Source organism: Streptomyces sp. NPDC001027 (assembly GCF_040299045.1).
Lineage (GTDB): Bacteria > Actinomycetota > Actinomycetes > Streptomycetales > Streptomycetaceae > Streptomyces.
Window position 1 is genome coordinate 1 of sequence record NZ_JBEPBI010000168.1, and the last position, 17,183, is coordinate 17,183.

At 72.2% G+C, this 17,183-nt stretch carries 13 protein-coding genes; 7 read left to right on the forward strand and 6 right to left on the reverse strand.

All coding sequences use genetic code 11. From position 1 onward, the window contains the following. Positions 1 to 71: 71 nt before the first annotated feature. The 3 genes from ABT300_RS31385 (at position 72) to ABT300_RS31395 (ending at position 3,271) form a co-directional block, all read left to right on the forward strand. Entirely contained in the window at positions 72 to 698 is a 627-nt protein-coding gene (locus ABT300_RS31385) for a TetR/AcrR family transcriptional regulator (RefSeq protein ID WP_351682812.1), read from the forward strand. 179 nt (positions 699 to 877) lie between these two features. Next, on the forward strand, positions 878 to 1,939 hold the full coding sequence (locus ABT300_RS31390) for an endonuclease/exonuclease/phosphatase family protein (RefSeq protein WP_351682815.1): 1,062 nt from the start codon (positions 878 to 880) through the stop codon (positions 1,937 to 1,939). Positions 1,940 to 2,047: 108 nt separating this feature from the next. Continuing rightward, the gene (locus ABT300_RS31395; RefSeq protein WP_351682818.1) at positions 2,048 to 3,271 is read left to right on the forward strand and encodes an MFS transporter; all 1,224 of its coding nucleotides are present in this window, start codon (positions 2,048 to 2,050) and stop codon (positions 3,269 to 3,271) included. A gap of 323 nt (positions 3,272 to 3,594) precedes the next feature. Here the strand turns inward: ABT300_RS31395 and ABT300_RS31400 are convergent, their stop codons facing one another. The 4 genes from ABT300_RS31400 to ABT300_RS31415 all read right to left on the reverse strand — a co-directional run bounded on the left by ABT300_RS31400 (position 3,595) and on the right by ABT300_RS31415 (position 8,959). Continuing rightward, the gene (locus ABT300_RS31400; protein ID WP_351682821.1) at positions 3,595 to 5,349 is read right to left on the reverse strand and encodes an NAD+ synthase; all 1,755 of its coding nucleotides are present in this window, start codon (positions 5,347 to 5,349) and stop codon (positions 3,595 to 3,597) included. Positions 5,350 to 5,452: 103 nt separating this feature from the next. Continuing rightward, entirely contained in the window at positions 5,453 to 7,396 is a 1,944-nt protein-coding gene (locus ABT300_RS31405; RefSeq protein WP_351682824.1) for a S53 family peptidase, read from the reverse strand. Positions 7,397 to 7,685: 289 nt separating this feature from the next. Beyond that, positions 7,686 to 8,285, reverse strand: coding sequence for a DUF305 domain-containing protein (locus tag ABT300_RS31410; protein ID WP_351682827.1), 600 nt, complete (start codon positions 8,283 to 8,285; stop codon positions 7,686 to 7,688). 11 nt (positions 8,286 to 8,296) lie between these two features. Beyond that, a complete protein-coding gene (locus ABT300_RS31415; RefSeq protein WP_351682830.1) occupies positions 8,297 to 8,959 on the reverse strand; it encodes a thioredoxin-like domain-containing protein in 663 nt (220 codons plus the stop codon). Positions 8,960 to 9,101: 142 nt separating this feature from the next. Between ABT300_RS31415 and ABT300_RS31420 the strand changes: the two genes are divergently transcribed. Further along, complete coding sequence (locus tag ABT300_RS31420) at positions 9,102 to 9,548, forward strand: RrF2 family transcriptional regulator (protein ID WP_351682833.1); 447 nt, start codon at positions 9,102 to 9,104, stop codon at positions 9,546 to 9,548. A gap of 67 nt (positions 9,549 to 9,615) precedes the next feature. Here the strand turns inward: ABT300_RS31420 and ABT300_RS31425 are convergent, their stop codons facing one another. After that, positions 9,616 to 10,836 (reverse strand): globin domain-containing protein, encoded by a 1,221-nt coding sequence (locus ABT300_RS31425; RefSeq protein WP_351682836.1) that lies wholly within the window; start codon positions 10,834 to 10,836, stop codon positions 9,616 to 9,618. 330 nt (positions 10,837 to 11,166) lie between these two features. On the opposite strand from ABT300_RS31425, the gene glnA2 reads away from it, so the two are divergent. Beyond that, complete coding sequence (gene glnA2 / locus ABT300_RS31430) at positions 11,167 to 12,528, forward strand: gamma-glutamylpolyamine synthetase GlnA2 (protein ID WP_057583457.1); 1,362 nt, start codon at positions 11,167 to 11,169, stop codon at positions 12,526 to 12,528. Positions 12,529 to 12,792: 264 nt separating this feature from the next. After that, positions 12,793 to 13,266, forward strand: a complete 474-nt coding sequence (locus tag ABT300_RS31435; RefSeq protein ID WP_351682840.1) for a hypothetical protein — start codon at positions 12,793 to 12,795, stop codon at positions 13,264 to 13,266. Positions 13,267 to 13,396: 130 nt separating this feature from the next. Here ABT300_RS31435 and ABT300_RS31440 read toward each other — a convergent pair whose 3' ends face one another. Next, positions 13,397 to 13,831 (reverse strand): VOC family protein, encoded by a 435-nt coding sequence (locus tag ABT300_RS31440; protein WP_351682843.1) that lies wholly within the window; start codon positions 13,829 to 13,831, stop codon positions 13,397 to 13,399. Between the two features lie 151 nt (positions 13,832 to 13,982). Here ABT300_RS31440 and ABT300_RS31445 point away from each other — a divergent pair, with 151 nt between their 5' ends. After that, a complete protein-coding gene (locus tag ABT300_RS31445) occupies positions 13,983 to 16,979 on the forward strand; it encodes a bifunctional [glutamine synthetase] adenylyltransferase/[glutamine synthetase]-adenylyl-L-tyrosine phosphorylase (RefSeq protein WP_351682846.1) in 2,997 nt (998 codons plus the stop codon). The last annotated feature ends 204 nt before the right edge of the window (positions 16,980 to 17,183 follow it).

Here is a 17,183-nt window from a genome sequence, read left to right on the forward strand (position 1 = left end):
GGCGGACGGCCGCCGCCTCCGCCCGCCCCGTGGGCGACAATTCCCCCAGTGCGACGAAAGGATCAGTGGACGTGAGCCCCGCCGACAGCTCAGCCGTCGAGCAGCCCGTCCGGGGGCGGCCCCGGAACGAAGCCCTGGAACGGGCCATCATCGAGGTCACGATGAAGCTGCTCGAGGACGGCGTCTCGCTCGCCGAGATGTCCATCGAGCGCATCGCCCGCACCGCCGGCGTCGGCAAGGCCACCATCTACCGGCGCTGGAGCGGCAAGGAGGCGCTGTTCGTCGACGTGCTGCGGGCCGCCGAGCCGGACGACCCCGAACTCCCCGGCACCTCCATGCGCGACGACCTGGTCGTGCTGCTGGAGGCGCTGCGCCGGCGCGGACTCGCCAGCCGCTCCTCGGCGATCCTGCACAACGTCCACGCCCAGATGAAGAGCAGCCCGCAGATCTGGACGGCGTACCACAACACGGTGATAGCGCCCCGGCGCAGGCTGGGCGTCGAAGTCCTGCGCCGGGGACAGGAGAACGGCGAACTCCGCGCCGACCTCGACATCGAACTGATCAACGACATGTTCGTCGGCCCCATGCTCGTGCGTGCCGTGCTGCGCCCCGACGCCGATCTGCCCGAGGACCTGCCGGGGCGCATCGTCGACTCGCTGCTCGCCGGCCTACGCCCCGTCAGCTCGCCGGACGCGTAACCCCGATGTGAGCGTTCCGTCACAGACCGGGCCCTGCCCGCCGGTTCCGGAACCCGTCGCGCCGCGCCCTTCGTCCTCGTCCCCGTACGGCCGTCACGGGACGGCGAGAACCAAGCCGATCATCCCCTAGGGTCGTACCCGGGGGTTGGACGGTGCACGGCAGGCAGTGAGGCGACGGTATGGCGCAGCAGGCGTACATGACGGAGACGGACGGCAACGGAGACTCGGGACACGAGCCTCGGGGAGTCCGGCTCCGGCGCCTGATCGGACGTCTGCTCGGCCGGCTGACCACGGGCTGGCGTGGCGACCCGCGCATCTGGCGGCGCGGTCTGGTCGTCGCGGGCGTGGCGCTGGCGCTGTCCCTGGTGATGCTGCTGCACTCGCGCATCCCCAACCGGTTCGGCAACCTCGGCAGCCTGACGGAGACGTTCCTGCCCTGGATCGGCGTGTTCGTGCCGGTGCTGCTGGTGCTCGCGGTGGTGCGCAGGTCGGCGACCGCGCTGATCGCCGTCGTCCTGCCGGTCGTGGTGTGGACGAACCTCTTCGGCGGGCTGCTGGTCGACCGGACCGGCGGCGGCGGCGACCTCACCGTGGCCACCCACAACGTCAACGCCGACAACCCCGATCCGGCGGGCACCGCCCGGGACGTGGCCGCCTCCGGGGCGGACGTGGTGGCCCTGGAGGAGCTGACCGCCTCGGCCGTCCCGGTGTACGAGGAGGCGTTGGCGGCGACGTACCGGTACCACTCGGTGCAGGGCACGGTCGGGCTGTGGAGCAAGTACCCGCTCAGCGGCGTGCGGGCCGTCGACATCGAGCTGGGCTGGACGCGCGCGATGCGGGCGGCCGTCGAGACTCCGCAGGGGGAGGTCGCCTTCTACGTGGCGCACCTGCCCTCGGTGCGGGTCAAGCTGCAGGCCGGGTTCACCGCCCGGCAGCGCGACAAGAGCGCCGACGCGCTGGGCGAGGCGATCGCCGAGGAGAGGCTGACCCGGGTGATCCTGCTCGGCGACCTCAACGGCACCATGAACGACCGCTCGCTGAACGCCGTGACCTCCCAGATGCGCTCCACGCAGGGCGCCGCGGGCAGCGGCTTCGGTTTCAGCTGGCCCGCCTCGTTCCCGATGGCGCGGATCGACCAGATCATGGTGAAGGGCGTCGAGCCGGTCACCTCGTGGACGCTGCCGAAGACGGGCAGCGACCATCTGCCGGTGGCCGCTCGTGTGAAGGTCACCACAACGTAACCAGGGCGTCGCCCGCCGGAATACCGGGCCGGGGAGACTTTGTTCCGTACTTGAACATACGAAACGTATGATGAACGGAATCCGCTCTCCCTGAAAGGCAAGTCCTTCATGCCTCTGGCCCTGCTCGCCCTGGCCGTGGGTGCCTTCGGCATCGGCACCACCGAGTTCGTGATGATGGGCCTGCTGCCCGACGTCGCGGGCGACCTGCACATCTCCATCCCGGCGGCCGGACACCTGGTCTCCGCGTACGCGCTCGGCGTCGTCATCGGCGCGCCGCTGCTCGCCGCGGCGACCGCGCGGATGCCCCGCCGCACCGTACTGATCGCCCTCATGGTCCTCTTCGTCGCGGGCAACGCGCTCTCCGCGCTGGCCCCGGACAACGGCTGGCTGCTGGCCGCCCGCTTCCTCAGCGGTCTGCCGCACGGCGCCTTCTTCGGCGTCGGCGCGGTGGTGGCCACCACCCTGGTCGCGCCGGAGCGCAAGGCCCGCTCGGTGTCGCTGATGTTCCTCGGACTGACCGTCGCCAACATCGCGGGCGTCCCCGCCGCCACCCTCGTGGGCCAGCACCTCGGCTGGCGGTCGGCCTTCCTCGGCGTCAGCGTGATCGGCCTGGCGGCGATCGCCGCCCTGGCCCTGCTGATCCCGCACGACCACACCCGCGCTCCGGCCGTCGGCCTGCGCCGCGAGCTGTCCGCCCTGCGGTCGCTGCCGGTGTGGCTGGCGCTCGGCACGACGGTGGCCGGCTTCGGCGCCCTGTTCGCCGCCTACAGCTACATCACGCCCATGCTGACGGACTCCGCCGGTTACGCCGGCTCCAGCGTGACGCTGCTGCTGGCGCTGTTCGGCGTCGGCGCCACCGTCGGCAACCTGATCGGCGGCCGGCTCGCCGACCACGCGATGCGGCCCACCCTGTTCGCCGGACTCACCTCGCTGGCCGCGGTCCTCGCCCTGTTTCCGCTGCTGATGACGACGCCCTGGGGCGGCGCGCTGGCCGTGGTCCTGCTGGGCGTCGCGGCGTTCGTGACGGGCTCCCCGCTCAACCTGATGGTGATGGAGCGGGCGACCGAGGGCCCCTCGCTGGCCTCCTCCGCCAACCAGGCCGCGTTCAACATGGCCAACGCCGGCGGCGCCTGGATCGGCGGCCTGACCCTCGCCGCCGGCTACGGCGTGACCTCCCCGGCGGTCGCGGGGGCGGCCCTGGCGGTGCTGGGCCTCGGGGTGGCCGGCGTCGCGTACGCCGTCGACGCCCGCCGCGCTCCGCGACGCCCCGTCCGCGACCGCGTGGTCGCCACCCACGTGCCCCGCCCGTCGGAAGCCCCGGCCCACCACTGACGCGGCCATCGGCGAAGGCCGGCCGGTCCGCCCCGCGGTCCCGGCCGGCCGGTCCACTTCGCCGCCGTCGGCCGGTCCGCCGGTCACGCCGGCCGGTCCGCCGGTCATGCCGGCCGGTCCGCCGCCCCGGCCCGTCCGGCCGACTCGGCCGAGCCGCGCGACCACGCCGCCCGGCCGCCTCGCGGCCCTCGACCGGGCCGCCTTGCCGCCTCGGCCGGGTCGGCTTGTCACCTCGACCCGGTTGGCTTGTCACCCCGAGTGGGTTGGCTCGTCGCCCTGAGGGGGTTTTGTGGGGAGCTTCGGCGGGGCGTTCCGGCGTCCCGTCACACTGACTCGCGCCAGCCGTTCGTGATGGGGAGGCGGCGGTCCTTGCCGAAGCCCTTCGCCGAGATCTTCGCGCCCGGCGGGTACTGACGCCGCTTGTACTCGGCGGTGTCGACCATGCGCAGCGTCTTGGCGACCAGCGCGGGGTCGTACCCGGCGGCGACGATGGCGTCCGCGCCCTGGTCCCGGTCCACGTACATCTCCAGGATCGCGTCGAGGACGGGGTAGTCCGGGAGCGAGTCCGTGTCCACCTGGCCGGGGCGCAGCTCGGCGCTCGGCGGCTTGGTGATCGAGTTCTCCGGGATCGGCGGGGTCTGGCCCCGCTCGGCGGCGGCGCGGTTGCGCCACTCCGCGAGGCGGAAGACCCACGTCTTGTAGACGTCCTTGATGGGGCCGTACGCGCCGACCGAGTCCCCGTACAGGGTCGAGTAGCCGACCGCCAGCTCCGACTTGTTGCCGGGGGCGAGGACGATGTGGCCCTCCTGGTTGGAGATGGCCATCAGCATCGTCCCGCGCAGGCGCGACTGGAGGTTCTCCTCGGCCAGGCCCGTCAGGCCCAGCGAGCCCATGTACGCGTCGAACATCGGCTCGATCGGCACCGTGCGGAAGTTCAGCCCGGTGCGCCGGGCCAGCTCCGCCGCGTCGCCCTTCGAGTGGTCGGAGGAGTACTTGGACGGCATCGACACGCCGTACACGTTCTGCGCGCCCACCGCGTCACAGGCGAGGGCCGCGACGAGCGCCGAGTCGATCCCGCCCGACAGACCGATGAGCACGGAACGGAAGCCGTTCTTCGCGACGTACGCCCGCAGCCCCACGACCAGCGCCGAGTAGACCTCCTCGGCGTCGTCCAGCCGCTCCGCGTACCCGCCGCTCAGCTCGGGCTCGTAACGCGGCAGCGGTTTCTCGGACAGCACCACGCGGTCGATGCGCAGACCGTCGTCCACGACGCCCGTCGGCGCGTCGGGGGAGGCCGCGGGCAGCTCGAGGTCCAGGACCACGCAGCCCTCGGAGAACTGCGGGGCCCGCGCGACCACCTCGCCGTCCTTGTCGACGACGATCGAGTCGCCGTCGAAGACGAGCTCGTCCTGACCGCCGATCATCGCGAGGTAGGCGGTGGTGCAGCCGGCCTCCTGCGCGCGCTTTCGGACCAGCTCCAGGCGGGTGTCGTCCTTGTCCCGCTCGTAGGGCGAGGCGTTGACCGAGAGCAGGAGCCCCGCCTGCGCCGAGCGTGCGGCGGGGACCCGGCCGCCGTCCTGCCACAGGTCCTCGCAGATCGCGAGGGCCACGTCGACGCCGTGGACGCGCAGCACCGGCATGGTGTCGCCGGGCACGAAGTAGCGGAACTCGTCGAAGACGCCGTAGTTGGGCAGGTGGTGTTTGGCGAAGGACAGCACCACCTCGCCGCCGTGCAGCACCGCCGCGGCGTTGCGCGGGGAGCCGGCCGGACGGCCGAACCGCGGCTGGTCGTTCTCCGACCGGTCGAGGTAGCCGACGACGACCGGCAGGCCGCCGAAGCCCTCGTCGGCGAGGCGCACGGCGAGCCGGCGCAGCGCGGTGCGGGAGGCCTCGACGAAGGAGGAGCGCAGGGCGAGGTCCTCGACGGGATACCCGGTCAGCGCCATCTCCGGGAACGCCACGAGGTGGGCCCCCTGCTCGGCGGAGTGCCGGGTCCAGCGGAGGATCGTTTCGGTGTTGCCGGCGAGGTCGCCGACACGCGAGTCGATCTGGTTCAGGGCGAGACGAAGTTGAGGCACGGGAACAGTGTAATCGTCAGAGCGACGCGATGGGGGGCGTGAGGTGTCTCTCACCTCACGCCCCCTTCACGTCACGCGACGTTCGGCCACGCCTCCGCAGTGCTCAGTGGCGGCGGTACGAGTCCACGTAACCGCTCGCGGGCGTGCCCACGCCGGTGACGTCGTCGTAGCCCTTCACCGCGGACAGCGAGCTGTCCTTGCCGAGGCTGCGGACGGAGGTCAGCAGGCCGCCGGTGGCGTCGACGCCGTTGGCGAAGTCGACGCGCGCCACGGCGAGTCCGTACCCCGTGGGGTTGTCGGTCACGTCGTGGTAGACCCGCGAGCCGTACTTGGAGTAGATCGACGGGTTGGCGAAACCGATCGCCTCGCCGCCGCGCGCCTCCTGGGCCAGCGCCTGCACGGCCGCGATGACCGGCGCGGCCAGCGAGGTGCCGCCGATGCGGTACTCGCTGTACTGCTCGGACCCGTCCGGGAAGGTCTGGGTCTGGCCGACCTTGAAGCCGGTGTTCGGGTCGGCGATCGCCGCGATGTCCGGGACGACGCGGTTGCCGGCGGCGTTGTTGGCCGTGGCGAGCGCCTTCGGGACGACGCCCTTCTGGTAGTACGGCTCGGCGACCGTCTTGCTGGTGCCGCCGCCCGCGCCCGAGGTGTAGGCCCCGGGGAAGTTCGTCCAGCTCTTGCCGTCCGCGGACAGCGAGGCCTTCTCGGTGCCCCAGCCGGTCTCCCACAGGTACTTGTCGCCCTTGCCGACCGCCAGCGAGGTGCCGCCGACCGCCGTCACCCAGGCCGAGTTGGCCGGGGTGTCGACCTGCTTCGTGCCGGTGTTGGCGACCTCGTCGCCGTTGTCGCCGGAGGAGAAGTAGAAGCCGATCCCCTCGACCGCGCCGAACTGGAAGACCTGGTCGTAGGCGGCCGCCAGGTCCGGCGTCTGGTTGGCCTCGACGTCGCCCCACGAGTTGGAGACGATGTCGGCCAGGTGGTTGTCGACGATCTTGCTGAGCGAGTCGAGCAGGTCGTCGTCCATGCAGGACGCCGCGCCCACGTACGTGACGTTCGCGGCCGGCGCGACCGCGTGCACGGCCTCGACGTCGAGGGTCTCCTCGCCGTACCAGCCCGAGGCGTCGCACTCGTCGGCGCCGGTGTGGGTGTAGTCCTTCGGCAGCACCTGGCGCAGCTGGCCGGTCTTCCAGGCCGCGTCGCCGTGCTTCTTCGCGTACGTGGCCGCGTCGAAGGCGATCGTCGGCGAGGCGAAGGCGTCGGTGATCGCGACGCGCACGCCCTTGCCCGTGTAGGCGCCCGCGCCGTAGGCGGCGCGCAGCTGCTTGCCCGTGTAGCCCTCGACGGCGTACGGGATCGCCTTGCCGTACGCCTTCGGCAGCGTGGTCGCGACGTTCGAGCCGTAGTACGAGGAGAACGGTCCCGCGTTCTTGAACGCGGCGCCGGGGCCCGGGAGCTGGTCGCTGTGGGTCGCCTTGTGCGGGGCGTTGTCCAGGCCGGTGACGGTCAGCACGGCGCCGTCCAGGCTGTCCGGGACGGTGGCCGCCTTCGCCGGGGCCCGGTACGTCTTCGAACCCTTGGCGTAGTTGTGCAGCTGGGTGCCGAACGCCTTCTCGGCGGCGGCCACGTCACCGCTGACGGAGACGTAGTGCTCGGTCGTGCCGGTCACCTTCAGACCGGCCGCCGTCAGCCACGCCTTCACGGCGGCCACCTGGGCCGCGGTCGCGCCGTAGCGGGCCTTCGCCTGCGCGGCGGAGAGGTACCTGCCGTAGGCGGCGGAGCTCGGGTCGGAGACCGCCTTCGCGTACTTCGCGAGAGAGGCGGCGTCACGTCCCGCGAGGTAGACCCGGGCGGAGACCTTTGCGCTGTCCGAGGTCGAACCCTTGTCCGCCTTGGCCGTGGCCCACGCGGGCTTGGTGCCCGCCAGCGTGTCGCGGGCCGGGGCGTCCGCGGCGTGGGCCGCGGGTATGCCGAGCGCCAGCGCGCCGACGATCATGGGCAGTGTCGCTGCCATGCTCGCGGCGCGCAGCGTGGCGCGATTGGATCTCATAGGACCCCCTGTAGGTGGTTCGACGCGAGTGGATCACTCGACGTGCGGGCCACTCTTGCGACGAACCCTTCATGCCAGGGGAATGCGCATACCAAGAAGGGCCCAAGTGACCGCTTTCTGGCATGGTTTGACGGTTACGTCCGCGAAGTCGAGGGAAAACCCTACGACTTGGGCCGCCAAGGGGATCAAGCAGGCCACGACCGGGCCGTAGCCCCGTTCACGGGCCTGTCCACGGCGCTGTCCACGGCACTGTCCGCGGGCCGGTCCGCCCGACCGTCCGCCCGAGCGGTCAGGGCTTGGCCCCGCGCGCCTTCAGCATGTCCGCCATGAGGCCGATCTCCGACTGCTGGGCCTCGACCATGCCCTGCGCGAGTCGTTTCTCCACGCCGACCGTGCACTTGTCGACGCAGCCCTGGGCCATGTGGACACCGCCCTTGTGGTGGGCGGTCATGAGCTGGAGGTAGAGGATCTCGGCCTGCTTGCCGTTGAGCGTGCCGAGCCGCTTCATCTCGGCGTCGGTGGCCATGCCGACCATGAGCGCCCCGCCCTCGCCGCCGCTCATCCCGCGCATGCCCATCCAGGTCATGGGCGGGTCGGGCGACACCTTCGGCAGCCCCCACAGGTCCAGCCAGCCGATCAGCATGCCGCGCTGGTTGGCCTGGGTCTGCGCGATGTCGTACGCGAGCCGCCGCACCTCCTCGTCGGTCGTCCGGTCGCGCACGATGTACGACATCTCGACGGCCTGCTGGTGGTGCACGGCCATGTCCCGGGCGAACCCGGCGTCGGCGGAGTCGGCGGCCGGGGCGTCGGCGCCCGTCCCGCCGTCCTCGGCCACCGAGTAGGTGACCGCTCCCGCGGCGACGAGCACCCCGGCGACGGCGACGGCCACTCCCGCGTACCTCACTGCGGCAGCCCGCCCGTGCACGCCGCGCCCGGCTCGGGCGTCTGCGAGCCCTGCACGAACTTCGCGAAGAACGCGTCCACGTTCGGGTCGCTCGCGCCGGTCACCGTGCGCTGGTGCCCCCAGGCGGTGAGCATGATCGGGTCGGCCTGGGCGTCGTCCGGGCTCATCAGCGTGTAGGGCGTCTTCTTCACCTTGGCGGCGAGGGCCGCTACGTCCGCCTTGGCCGCCTTGCTGTTGTACGTCACCCAGACCGCGCCGTGCTCCAGCGAGTGCACGGCGTTCATGTTGTTCAGCGCCTTGGTGTAGACGTCGCCGTTGCAGTTCATCCAGACCTGGTTGTGGTCGCCGCCGACGGGCGGTTCGGTCGGGTACTTCACGGTCTTCGCGACGTGCGTGCGCCCCAGCTTCCCCTTCCACGTCTTCACCCCGTCGGCGCCGGTGACGAACTTCCCGGAGGACTTGGAGTCGGCGGCGGAGGCGTCGTCGCCGGACTGCGACTTCACGACGAACACGCCGCCGGCGACGAGCGCGACGACGGCGAGGACGCTGCCCCCGATCACGAGGAACCGCCCTCGTCGCTCACGAGCCTGTTCGGCCCGCCGCATCTCCTCTATGCGCGCCTTGCGCGCCGCACTGCCGGTGGTGTTGGCGGAACCCATGAGGCCTGTCCTTCTGGGGAAAGGGGGAACTGACGAACGGGTCCGCTGATCGTAATGCGACGCGCGGGTTTGTCGTAGACGGGTCACGGCAGAGGGCCGAGATAATTTGAACCCGAGATGCGCATTATCTACGCTTCGTCTCATGCGGCTGTTGCGATCCACCGACCTTGCACTGCGCGTCCTGATGCGACTCGCGGTGACGGGCGAGAACCCGCAGGTCACTCCCACGACCCGGGAGGTGGCCGCGGCGATGGAGGTCCCCTACACCCACGCGGCGAAGGTCGTCGCCGAGCTCCAGCACATGAGGCTGCTCGAGGCCCGGCGGGGCAGGGGCGGCGGCCTCGCCCTCACCGGACCCGGCCGCGCGGCGTCGGTGGGCGCCGTCGTCCGCGCCTTCGAGGGGGACGGCGACGTCGTCGACTGCGAGGGCGGAGTCGTCCCCTGCCCCCTGAGTTCGGCCTGCCGCCTGCGAGGCGCCCTGCGCCGGGCCCAGGAGGCGTTCTACCGCTCCCTGGACCCGCTCACGCTGGCGGACCTCGTGACGGAGCCGACGGGCCCGCTGCTGCTGGGGATTCCCGGACGGGCCTGACCCGCGCGGCGCCCCCGGGTCGCCGGACGGCGAGGTCCGCCGTCCGGGGTGCGGCCGCGGCCAGGCGTCAGCCCGCCGTCGCCAGCCACAGGTCGGGGCCGAACACCTCGTAGTGGACGTCCGCCGGGGCGACCCCCTTCGCGATCAGCTGCGTCCGCACCGTCCGCATGAAGGGCAGCGGGCCGCACAGGTACGCGCGCGTGCCGGGCGCGACGGGCACGTCGGTGAGGTCGGCCAGCCCGGTCCGGGCGTCCGCCGGGGCCTCCCGCTCGTACCAGAGGTGCACGCCGGCGTCCGGCAGCTTCGCCGCGTAGGCCTCGTGGTCCGCGCGCAGGGCGTGGTGCGCGGGGGAGCGGTCCGCGTGGACGACGGTGACGGGAGCGTCGTACCCGACGGCCGCGAGGTGGGCCAGCATGGCGACGATCGGGGTGACGCCGATGCCGGCCGAGGCCAGCAGCAGCGGGGCGCCGTCGGCGTCGGCGAGGACCAGGTCGCCGTACGGCGCGGAGAGCTCCAGCACGTCGCCTTCCCGCACGCGCGCGTGGAGGTGCTGGGAGACCTCGCCCTCGGGTGTGAGCGCGCCCGACTCCGCCGTCCCGCCGCCGGCCACGCGCTTGACGCTGATCTGCCGCAGCTCCGCGTCCGGCGCCCCCGAGAGGCTGTACTGGCGTATCTGGCGGGCCCCGTCGGCGAGCCGGGCGCGCACGGACACGTACTGGCCCGCACGGAACTCCCGGACGGGGGCCCCGTCCCGCGGCCGCAGCCGGAAGGTGACGACGTCCGCGGTCTCCTCGAAGCGCTCCACGACCTCCCACTCCCGCCACTGACCGGCCTCCGCGCCGCCCTCCCGCTCCTCGCGGAGCCGCCGCTCGAGGGCGATCAGCGCGTTCGCCATCAGCCAGTAGACCTCGTCCCAGGCTGCCGCCACCTCGGGGGTGACCGCCTCGCCGAGGACGTCCGCGATGGCGGCGAAGAGGTGTTCGTGGACGACCGGGTACTGCTCGGGCGCGACGCCCAGCGAGGCGTGCTTGTGGGCGATCCGGCCGAGCATCGCGTCGGGGCGGTCCTCGGGGTGGTCGACGAGGTGGCGTGCGAAGGCGGCGATGGAGCCGGCCAGGGCCTGGCGCTGCGTGCCGGCCGCCTGGTTGCCCCGGTTGAACAGGTCGCGCAGCAGCTCGGGGTGGGCGGCGAAGAGACCGGCGTAGAACCGCTCGGTGATGTCGCCGATGGCCGCGCCCACCACGGGGAGGGTGGCGCGGACGGTGGCTGCGGACTGTTCGGACAGCATCGGGGCTCCTCGAGCTCACGGGGTCACGGGGTCACGGAGTTCGCCCCGTACGGCCGTTCGGCACCCTAGTTAAAGTTGCATTTGAGATGCAAATTAAGCGGAGGCGGGAGACGGAGGGGGTCGGGCATTACGGATGCCGGTCCGAGCAGGCAAGATGGGCGACAGAGCAGGACACCCGCCGGACATGAGGCGTTCAGATCCGGGTCGCCGAGGCGATCATGGTCGGCAACGCGCCCGAAACGGGGATGTGGTCTGATGCTCAGGTGCCCGACCGCCGCTCCACGGGACCGGAGGCAGGCGGCCTGACCAGCAAGGATGGGGAAGCGGAAGATGGACAAGCAGCAGGAGTTCGTGCTCCGGACGTTGGAGGAGCGCGACATCCGGTTCGTACGGCTGTGGTTCACGGACGTGCTGGGCTTCCTCAAGTCCGTCGCCGTGGCCCCCGCCGAGCTCGAACAGGCCTTCGACGAGGGCATCGGCTTCGACGGCTCCGCGATCGAGGGCTTCGCCCGGGTCTACGAGTCCGACATGATCGCCAAGCCGGACCCCTCCACCTTCCAGGTCCTGCCCTGGCGCGCGGAGGCCCCCGGCACCGCCCGCATGTTCTGCGACATCCTCATGCCGGACGGCTCCCCGTCCTTCGCCGACCCCCGCTACGTCCTCAAGCGCGCCCTCGCCCGCGCCTCCGACCTGGGCTTCACGTTCTACACCCACCCGGAGATCGAGTTCTTCCTGCTGAAGGACAAGCCGACCGACGGCTCCCGCCCGACCCCGGCCGACAACTCCGGCTACTTCGACCACACCCCGCACAACATCGGCATGGACTTCCGCCGCCAGGCGATCACCATGCTCGAGTCGATGGGCATCTCGGTCGAGTTCTCCCACCACGAGGGCGCCCCCGGTCAGCAGGAGATCGACCTGCGCTACGCCGACGCGCTCTCCACGGCCGACAACATCATGACGTTCCGCCTGGTCATGAAGCAGGTCGCGCTGGAGCAGGGCGTCCAGGCGACCTTCATGCCGAAGCCGTTCAGCGAGCACCCCGGCTCCGGCATGCACACCCACCTCTCTCTCTTCGAGGGCGACCGCAACGCGTTCTACGAGTCCGGCGCGGAGTACCAGCTGTCCAAGGTCGGCCGGTCCTTCATCGCGGGCCTGCTGAAGCACGCCGCCGAGATCGCCGCCGTCACCAACCAGTGGGTCAACTCCTACAAGCGCATCTGGGGCGGCTCCGAGCGCACCGCCGGCGCGGGCGGCGAAGCCCCGTCCTACATCTGCTGGGGCCACAACAACCGCTCCGCCCTGGTGCGCGTGCCGATGTACAAGCCCGGCAAGACCGGCTCCGCGCGCATCGAGGTCCGCTCTCTCGACACCGGCGCCAACCCGTACCTGGCCTACGCCATGCTGCTCGCCGCCGGCCTCAAGGGCGTCGAGGAGGGGTACGAGCTCCCGCCGGGCGCCGAGGACGACGTCTGGGCGCTCTCGGACGCCGAGCGCCGCGCCATGGGCATCGAGCCGCTCCCGCAGAACCTCGGCGAGGCCCTGACCCTGATGGACCGCAGCGACCTCGTCGCCGAGACCCTGGGCGAGCACGTCTTCGACTTCTTCCTGCGCAACAAGCGCCAGGAGTGGGAGGAGTACCGCTCCGAGGTCACCGCCTTCGAGCTGCGCAAGAACCTGCCGGTGCTGTAGCCGCAGGTCAGGGCGGCCCCCGAGACGCAGATCAGGGCGGGCCCCCGCTACGACGACCCGCAGGGCCGACGGCCATGAACCGCCGGCCCTGCCACCCCCTCACCCAAGACCGCCTCCGGGCCGTCGGGGCTCGGCCGACCCGTGGCGCCGCTGCGGGCGGGGCTGGTGTCGCGCCCTGTGATCCCAAACCGCCCGAACGGATCAAAATACCTTCCTCCTGTGTGACTATCGTGTGACGTCGGGTGCTCCTCGTACCGTCGACGAATGCAGTGGAGCACCCTTCTGGCTGTAGTCATCGGTACCGTCGTGGGTGGGCTGAGCACGGCCCTGGCCGATCACCTGCACTGGCGGAGAAGCGTGGTCGAGCAGGACCGGGAGAACCTTCGTAAGGTCTACGTGGAGTTTCTGGACGCCGCGGCCCAGACCGCGTCGGCGATCAGCGACACGGCTCACGATCTGGGAAGCCCGGTCGAAGCCCGGGCGAAGGCCGCCAGGAAAGCAGTCAATCAACTCGGGCTGTATGCGAACCAGTTCCACGTCGAACTGAGTGCCCCCAACCCGGTCCTTCCGCTCGCGGACCAGGTCATCGGGGCAGTGCTCACCCTCCGCAATGCCGTGGAGGAGGGATCGATTCCAGGGTCGCAGCCGTACGAGAGGGCCTGGGAGAAGATCCACGAGGCACGACGCGTCCTGCGGGAGGCGATGCGGGACACCATCTCGCGGGGGCGAAGCGGCTAGCGGCATCGGTCATGAGCGTCGCCGGCTGCCGCACGACAGCAGCGGGTGGCTCCGGCGCCCAGGGCCGACGGTCAGGGACGGTCGGCCCCGCCGCTGCGCGGGGCCGACCCGGAGCCGGCGGGGCCCGGTGCTACTGGGCGGCCAGTTCTGTCAGGAGTTGGTGGAGGGGCTCGGTCTTGCGGCGGCGGTACTCCTGGATCGCCCAGCCGTTGCCGTCGGGGTCCTTGAAGTACATGAAGGTCGCGCCGTCCTGCGGGGCGAACTGCTGGGGTTCGGTGACGTCCAGGCCCCGGGCGGTCAGCTCCTCGTACGCCGCCTTCGCGTCCGTCACACAGAGCTGCATGCCGTGGTACGTGCCCGGCTGCGGGGTGCCCGTCGGCACCTGGAGACCGTCCACCAGGGCGATCGAACAGCCCGAGCCCGGCGGGGTGAGCTGCACGATCCGCACCCCCTCCATCACCTCGCCGTCGAGATCGACGTGGAAGCCCACCTTGTCGCGGTAGAACTCCTTGGCGCGGTCCACGTCCGACACCGGCAGCAGGATCACTTCGAGGGTCATGTCCATGGGTGACTCCCTTGTCGTCCCTGTGTACGGCGCCCCGCAGGCGGTTGCGGCACGCCGTTCCCCACAGAACCCGAAACCGGGCCGGAGCGCCACCGTGGGGCGGGGGTTACGCTCGACTTCGGACGACCTTGATCGCACGAGGAGGCCTGGGATGATGGCGCCGGGGCGCAGAAGCAGCACCTTCACTCGGCTGTTGCGGCACGGCTTCACCGATCCCTCCGCCGCCGAGCGGCTGCTGGACGGGCCCGAGCTGTCCCCGGTGCGCAACGACCCCTTTCTGCTGGAGGCGCTCGCCGCCACCGCCGACCCCGACCTCGCCCTGCACGGCCTCGTCGGACTGGTGGAGGCCCAGCCCGGGCCCGCCGCGCGACGCGAACTGCTCGACACCCTGATCGCGGCCAAACCCCTTCGGGACCGGCTGCTGGGGGTGCTGGGGGCCTCCGCCGCCCTCGCCGACCACCTCGCCCGGCATCCCCGGGACTGGGAGGCGCTGGTCACCTACGAGCCCCGGGACCTGCACCCCGGCGTGGAGGAGTTCGAGCGCGGACTGGCCGACGCCGCCGACCCGGTGTCGCTGCGCGTCTCCTACCGGCGCTGCCTGCTGTCCATCGCGGCCCGCGACGTGTGCGGGACCACCGACGTCGCCGAGACCGCCGCCGAGCTCGCCGACCTCGCCACCGCCACCCTGCGGGCCGCCCTCGGCCTGGCCCGCGCGGCCGCCCCCGACGACGCCGCGCTGTGCCGGCTCGCCGTGATCGCGATGGGCAAGTGCGGTGGGCACGAGCTGAACTACGTGTCCGACGTGGACGTCATCTTCGTGGGCGAGGCCGTCGACGGGGCCGACGAGGGCAAGGCGCTGCGGGCCGCCACGAAACTCGCGTCGCACATGATGAGGATCTGCTCCGAGACCACCGTGGAAGGGTCCATCTGGCCCGTCGACGCCAACCTGCGGCCCGAGGGGCGCAACGGTCCGCTGGTGCGCACCCTCAGCAGCCATCTCGCCTACTACCAGCGGTGGGCCAAGACCTGGGAGTTCCAGGCCCTGCTGAAGGCGCGGCCGGTGGCCGGCGACCTGGAGCTGGGCGCGGACTACGTCGCCGCCGTGGAGCCGATGGTGTGGAAGGCGGCGGAGCGGGAGAACTTCGTCGTCGACGTGCAGAACATGCGGCGCAGGGTCATCGAGAACATCCCGGTCGCCGAGGTCGAGCGCGAACTCAAGCTCGGGCCCGGCGGACTGCGGGACGTCGAGTTCGCCGTGCAGCTGCTGCAGCTGGTGCACGGGCGCGCCGACGGCTCGCTGCGCAGCGGCACCACGCTCGACGCCCTGCAGGCGCTCGCCACGGGCGGCTACGTCGGACGCGCCGACGCGGTGCAACTGGACGCCGCGTACCGCTTCCTGCGTTCCATGGAGCACCGCATCCAGCTCTACCGGCTGCGGCGGACCCATCTGGTCCCCGAGGACGAGACCGATCTGCGGCGGCTCGGCCGCTCCCTCGGCCTGCGCACCGACCCGGTCGCCGAGCTCGGCCGGGAGTGGAAGCGGCACGCGTCCGTCGTACGACGGCTGCACGAGAAGCTGTTCTACCGGCCCCTGCTCGACGCGGTCGCCCAACTCGCCCCGGGAGAGACCCGGTTGAGTGCGGAGGCGGCCCGCGAACGACTCGTCGCCCTCGGCTACGCCGATCCGGCCGCCGCGCTGCGCCACCTGGAGGCGCTGGCCTCCGGCGTCACCCGCAAGGCCGCCATCCAACGCACCCTGCTGCCCGTCCTGTTGGGATGGTTCGCCGACTCGGCCGACCCGGACGCGGGCCTGCTCAACTTCCGCAAGGTCTCCGACGCCCTGGGCAAGACCCCTTGGTATCTGCGGTTGTTGCGGGACGAGGGGGCCGCGGCGGAGAACCTCGCCCGTGTGCTGTCCGCCGGGCGGCTCGCCCCCGACCTGCTGATGCGCGCACCGGAGGCGGTGGCGCTGCTCGGCGACGGCGACGGCGGCGGGCTCGAGCCGCGCGGACGCGCCCTGCTGGAACAGGAGATCCTCGCCGCGGTGCGGCGGGCCGACGGGGCCGTGCAGGCGGTCGCCGCCGCACGCGGGGTCCGCCGGCGCGAGCTGTTCCGCATCGCCGCCGCGGACATCGTCGGCTCGTACGGCACCGAGGCGCAGCCCGTCGAGGCCGACCAGGGAGCCCTCGTGGACCTGGTCGGCGGCGCCGTGTCCGACCTCACCGCCGCCACGCTGTCCGGCACCCTGCGCGCCGTCGTCCGCGAGGGCTGGGGCGACACCCTGCCCACCCGCTTCGCCGTCATCGGCATGGGGCGCTTCGGCGGCCACGAACTGGGCTACGGCTCCGACGCGGACGTCCTCTTCGTCCACGAGCCGCGGGACGGCGTCGACGAGCGGGAGGCCGCACAGGCCGCCAACAAGGTCGTCTCCGAGATGCGCCGGCTCCTGCAGATCCCCAGCGCCGACCCGCCGCTGCTCGTCGACGCCGACCTGCGCCCGGAGGGCAAGTCCGGGCCGCTCGTGCGCACGCTGAAGTCGTACGACGCCTACTACCGGCGGTGGTCGCTGGTGTGGGAGTCGCAGGCGCTGCTGCGCGCAGAAGTCGTCGCGGGGGACGAGGAGTTGGGGGGCAGGTTCCTCGAACTCGCCGACCCCCTGCGGTATCCGGCGGGCGGGCTCACCGACGAGGCCGTGCGGGAGATCCGGCGGCTGAAGGCCCGGATGGAGTCGGAGCGGCTGCCCCGGGGCGCCGATCCCAAGCTGCACACCAAGCTCGGCCCGGGCGGCCTGTCCGACGTCGAGTGGACCGTGCAGCTGATCCAGATGCGGCACGGCGCGACGCATCCGGGGCTGCGGACCACCCGCACCCGGCAGGCGCTCACCGCCGCCCGCGACGCCGGCCTCATCCCGCAGGAGGAGGCGGCGACGCTGGACGAGGCGTGGGTGCTGGCCACGCGGGTGCGCAACGCGGTGATGCTGGTCCGCGGCCGCGCGGGAGACACGTTCCCCTCCGACCCGCGCGAGCTGGTCGCGGTGGGCCGGTACCTCGGCTACGGCCCCGGGCGCGTCGGCGACATGCTGGACGACTACCGGCGCACCGCCCGCCGGGCCCGGACCGTGGTGGACGAACTGTTCTACGCGGGCTAGCCCGGCTCCGGCCGGACCGTGGGCTGCGCGCCCGACCGGGACGTGCGCCCGACCGGGCCCTGCGCCGGCGCCCGACCGGGACGGGCCACCGGCGGGCGCCGGCGCTGGGCCGCTCAGCTTTCTGCGCGGCCCTCCGCATGGGCCTCTGCGCGGCCCGCGCGGCCCTCCGCATGGGCCTCTGCGCGGCCCGCGCGGCCCTCCGCG

What these genes read in the sequence shown, in the direction of transcription:
- ABT300_RS31390 (WP_351682815.1), top strand. Translation starts at nt 878, where the DNA reads ATGGCGCAGCAGGCGTACATGACGGAGACGGACGGCAACGGAGACTCG.
- ABT300_RS31435 (WP_351682840.1), top strand. Translation starts at nt 12,793, where the DNA reads ATGCAGTGGAGCACCCTTCTGGCTGTAGTCATCGGTACCGTCGTGGGT.
- ABT300_RS31445 (WP_351682846.1), top strand. Translation starts at nt 13,983, where the DNA reads ATGATGGCGCCGGGGCGCAGAAGCAGCACCTTCACTCGGCTGTTGCGG.
- ABT300_RS31415 (WP_351682830.1), bottom strand. Translation starts at nt 8,959, where the DNA reads ATGGGTTCCGCCAACACCACCGGCAGTGCGGCGCGCAAGGCGCGCATA.
- ABT300_RS31425 (WP_351682836.1), bottom strand. Translation starts at nt 10,836, where the DNA reads ATGCTGTCCGAACAGTCCGCAGCCACCGTCCGCGCCACCCTCCCCGTG.
- glnA2 (WP_057583457.1), top strand. Translation starts at nt 11,167, where the DNA reads ATGGACAAGCAGCAGGAGTTCGTGCTCCGGACGTTGGAGGAGCGCGAC.
- ABT300_RS31395 (WP_351682818.1), top strand. Translation starts at nt 2,048, where the DNA reads ATGCCTCTGGCCCTGCTCGCCCTGGCCGTGGGTGCCTTCGGCATCGGC.
- ABT300_RS31420 (WP_351682833.1), top strand. Translation starts at nt 9,102, where the DNA reads ATGCGGCTGTTGCGATCCACCGACCTTGCACTGCGCGTCCTGATGCGA.
- ABT300_RS31440 (WP_351682843.1), bottom strand. Translation starts at nt 13,831, where the DNA reads ATGGACATGACCCTCGAAGTGATCCTGCTGCCGGTGTCGGACGTGGAC.
- ABT300_RS31405 (WP_351682824.1), bottom strand. Translation starts at nt 7,396, where the DNA reads ATGAGATCCAATCGCGCCACGCTGCGCGCCGCGAGCATGGCAGCGACA.